The organism is Pseudogracilibacillus amylolyticus (SeqCode), from assembly GCF_051918545.1.
Classification (GTDB): Bacteria; Bacillota; Bacilli; order Bacillales; family Amphibacillaceae; genus Pseudogracilibacillus.
Map to the genome: position 1 here is coordinate 1 of NZ_JBPPZG010000282.1, position 4,237 is coordinate 4,237.

The 4,237-nt window shown below is 37.3% G+C and carries 2 protein-coding genes; both read right to left on the minus strand.

Features of this window, described 5'->3' with window-relative positions:
* Positions 1-536: 536 nt before the first annotated feature.
* Complete coding sequence (gene fdhD / locus ACPYKA_RS19470) at positions 537-1,349, minus strand: formate dehydrogenase accessory sulfurtransferase FdhD (RefSeq protein WP_479543855.1); 813 nt, start codon at positions 1,347-1,349, stop codon at positions 537-539.
* Between the two features lie 12 nt (positions 1,350-1,361).
* A complete protein-coding gene (locus ACPYKA_RS19475; protein WP_479543856.1) occupies positions 1,362-3,713 on the minus strand; it encodes an FdhF/YdeP family oxidoreductase in 2,352 nt (783 codons plus the stop codon).
* Positions 3,714-4,237 lie beyond the last annotated feature (524 nt).

The window sequence follows — 4,237 nt, forward strand, 5'->3', positions numbered from 1 at the left end:
AAAAATAGGATTCAGCGGTCTTTCTTTTGATGAAATCGAATATGGTGTACATCTTTTAAAACAAGCATGGTTATGAACATACCTTTTTCGAAGGACTTAGAAATAAGAAAGATAAGAAGCAGTTTCCGATCAGTGATCTATCTGAGTATGATGAAGTGCAGTTCGGGGACGTAGCGCTCTTAGTCAGTTATGGCGCTTCCGCCTTTATTCTGTGAATTGTTTGAGAGGGCGAGGGGAGGAAGAACCGTGATGAACGCTGGAACTTTCGCGATCTCAGGTGAGTTGGGCAGTCTTTGGAAAAAATGTAGTGATGATGGTTAAAAATTCCGCAAATTATTATGTGTAGCAAGATGAGAGTTGCTCAAGTTATGGATGTAGTTTTCGCAAGCTCAAAATAAAATCACCTAAAGGAAAATCCTTCAGGTGATGTAACATTCTAGCAGCTTAGTAAATAATCTGGAAATATATTTGTACGTTCCATACATGTCTCGTAAATTTTCACTTAGATACCGCGTAAGTTTTCCTTATTTAGATGATCAATCGTTTTTTTTAATTAACGCCTTCGTTTCTACAATCCTCTCAGGATGTGTATATACATTCATTTTATTATTTCGTGCAAAGCCAATCGCGGTTATCCCAAGGTCATCCGCAAGTTCTAAGGCTAAGTTCGTTGGGGCAGAAGTAGAAATAATAATCGCAATACCCATTTTGGACACTTTTAAGAGTACTTCTGAAGAGATTCTGCCACTAAAAGCAATTAATTTATCTTGAACCGGAATTTTATTTTCAATAATATAACCGTAAACTTTGTCTAATGCATTATGCCTTCCGATATCTGTTCGGATTTCTAAAAGTTCTTCTACAGTACATAGGGCGGCATTATGGACGCCACCCGTTTTTTGAAAATGTTTGGAGTTAGTTTGTAGTTTTTTCATCAAATGTAAACATTGTTTCGTTGTAAGGCTTAACGGATGGTTAATCGTCTTTGCTGTTTGCACATCGCTTTTAAAATAAAATTGCCGACTCTTTCCGCAACAGGAGCCGATAAATCGTTTGGAATGATCTAAATTTGGGTGAAGCGATTTATGCAGTTCGATATGAGCAAATCCACGTGTTTTATCTACATGAATTGATTTTATTTCATCAATAAAGCGAATAACTCCTTCTGATGCGAGAAATCCGATAGCCATCTCTCGAATGTTTTGCGGAGTACAAACGATAGTAGCAAATTCCTTTCCATTCAACATAAAAGTTAACGGGTATTCTGTAGCCACAATATCTTCTGTATATGTGATCTCATCTGCCACCACTTTAATTGTCTTCCTCCGTTGATAAATGGATTTATCCATTTTTTTCACCTTCTAGCTCGGTTCCATTTCTAATTCTTCAATACGTCTTTCCGCATATTTCGTATCTTTATGTGCATAATACGTCTCTGCTTTTTCAACAATTGCTGCCGCATTATAATCTGGTATTCCAGCATATGTTTCATAAACACTTTCTGGGATAAGCGAATTTCCTTCTGGCCAGTGAAGCGCGATATTGCCTTCTTTTACAGGGGCAAATTTTGCACGCCCACTGAAAAATCCATGTTTATTATACGCAACAATTGCGTCACCATCTTGAATATCATGTTTTTTGCCATCTGCTTCATTCATTAGCACATCATACCTATCTGCGTCTGTAAAAGGATCTGTTTCTCCGTAAATCATCGAATTAAACTGTTTCCCACGGCGAGTGGAGACATAAAAATGTCCTTCTGGCTTACGGAGTTCCGGTATCTCAACAGGGATTAAATTACCTTTACCATCAGGTGTAGGACAATCTCCACCTTCACAAAGCCATGCTCCACCCCATTGGAAAACATCTCCTTTTTCTTTTAAATGTTGAATACCGTCATAATTGCGATTTGTTAGAGCAATCTCTTCTCGTATAGCATCCGCATTTTCAAAATGGATAATATCTTTTTCTTCAGGTTTTACACGTTTGGCTAGATCGATATAAATTTCCCATTCCGAGCGAGCTTCTTCGATTCTAGGCCCTTTAATTTCTGGAGAAAAATAGACCATTCGCTCTGTTGAGGTGGAAGTGCCACCACCTGGTTGTTCATAACGAGTCATTGCTGGTAAGACGATCACTGCTTCCTTTGCATCTAGTAGAGTAGATGTATTTAAAATAATATCTTGATGGACACGGACATCTACATTTTCAAGACATTGTTTAACGAAATCCGGATTAGGCATCGTCTCTAAGAAATTACCGCCTGACATATAATAGAGCTTTAAATTTCTTTCATGATCATCAGGTAATAAAGCATTTTCAAGTGATACGCCAACAATATCTCCTTGCCAATCAGGGATTTTGAAATTCCAATACTTTTCTACTCGTTTTCTATTTTCCTCATTCATATCACTACCAGGAAGTACAAATGGATCAGCACCCATTTCACCCGAACCTTGCACCCCAGAGTGGCCACGAATAGGCATTAATCCACAATGTTCTCTACCCAAAAATCCACGTAATAATGCTAGATTTGCAACTTGAGAAACATTATCCGTTCCAAACCGATGTTGTGTTAAACCCATCGACCAGACAAACACCGCCGATTTGGACTTTGCAAGTAATGTTGCCAGTTCTCCCATTCTATCTTTTGATAGTCCCGAAGATTTTTCAAGGATTTCCCAGTCATAGCTGACAACCTTTTCTCGTAAGGCTTCTAACCCGTTTACGTGTTTTTGAACAAACGTTTGATCAATAGCTGAACCGGGCTCTTTTTCCTCCATTTCAAACCAATGTTTCATGATTCCATGCATAAACGCAATATCGCCACCAATATTTACTTGGTAAACATCATCCGCTAATTTTGTTCCAAATAATGCGGATTCCATATTGGATGGGATCCAGTACTTTTCCATTGCTGGTTCAAAATGTGGATTAATAATAATAATTTTTGTTCCTTTTCTTTTCGCTGCGTACATATATTTTGTTGAAACAGGTTGATTGTTTGCAGCAACTGAACCCCAAAACAGCAAGACATCTGTACCGATCCAATCTTTATAATTACATGTCGAGGCACCGACTCCTACAGAACGGTTTAATGCTGTTTTTGAAGGGGAGTGACAGATGCGGGAAGCGTTATCAATATTATTCGTTCCTAAAAACCTAGCAACTTTCCCAGCGACATAATACGTTTCATTCGTTATTCCTCGAGAGGTCAAATAAAAAGCAAGTTGTTTCGGGTCAATATGTTTAATTTTATCAGCGATCATATTTAAAGCTTCATCCCAGGAGATACGACTAAACTTCTTATCACCAGGTTTCCTAATTAAAGGATAAGGAATGCGACCGAGTTTCCTAAGCTCTGTACTGTCCATTTTTCTTAACGCTTCAATATCTGCATGGAGTATCTCTTCTTTGATCGCAGGCATTGTATTTAGTCTAAGCACATTTAGCCTTGTTGTACATAAATGAGGACCTGACAATGTTTGGTCCTTTAAACCGGAAACTCCTAATGCACATCCATCACAGACTCCTTGAGTTAAAATACGAGTAGCATATGGTAAACTGTCTTTGTTTTCCCAAGCAACTTTTAGGGTATCTCGTAAGTGATGTGGTTTTATTTTACCTAATCCAAAAGGAACTTTACTAACCCATAAATCCGGCCGAGGTTTCTTTGATAATTTAATTGGTCCAGTATGCTTTGTTTTACCCAAACGAATCTCCTCCATTCATAATATTAATAGCTAACTAGTATGATGCATATTCATGTCCTATTTAGAATATAATAGTGTAACCTTTTTGAGACGTTTCTTTGGCGTCTCGAAGTAGCAGAACTAATTTGTATGAAAAGTTATATGATTGTAAGTCCCAATGTACCATAAATGATAGCATATATTTTTTAGTAACACTATAAGCTTTATTTAGAAAATTGCTTATTCTTATAAAATAGGAACATTAAAATCTAATAAAACTATATACATTCCTACTACTCTATAACCTTGCCCCACACTCACTAGGAAATTCTTAATAAAAAGTAATCCTCTCTAGTGTGGGTTTTCCACGCTAGAGTTGATGATTATAAAAAAGGCTGTTTTTTAAAATGTATTTCAAACATAGTATCTATAAACGGTGCAGTAAATTAGGTTAATTTTCTCTGTAAATATCTAAACAAAGTTGTGATATAAAATCCGCTACGGAAATACACTGCGCTTTCCGTGGGCGGCTGATGAGCCTACTC

What these genes read in the sequence shown, in the direction of transcription:
- fdhD (WP_479543855.1), bottom strand. Translation starts at nt 1,349, where the DNA reads ATGGATAAATCCATTTATCAACGGAGGAAGACAATTAAAGTGGTGGCA.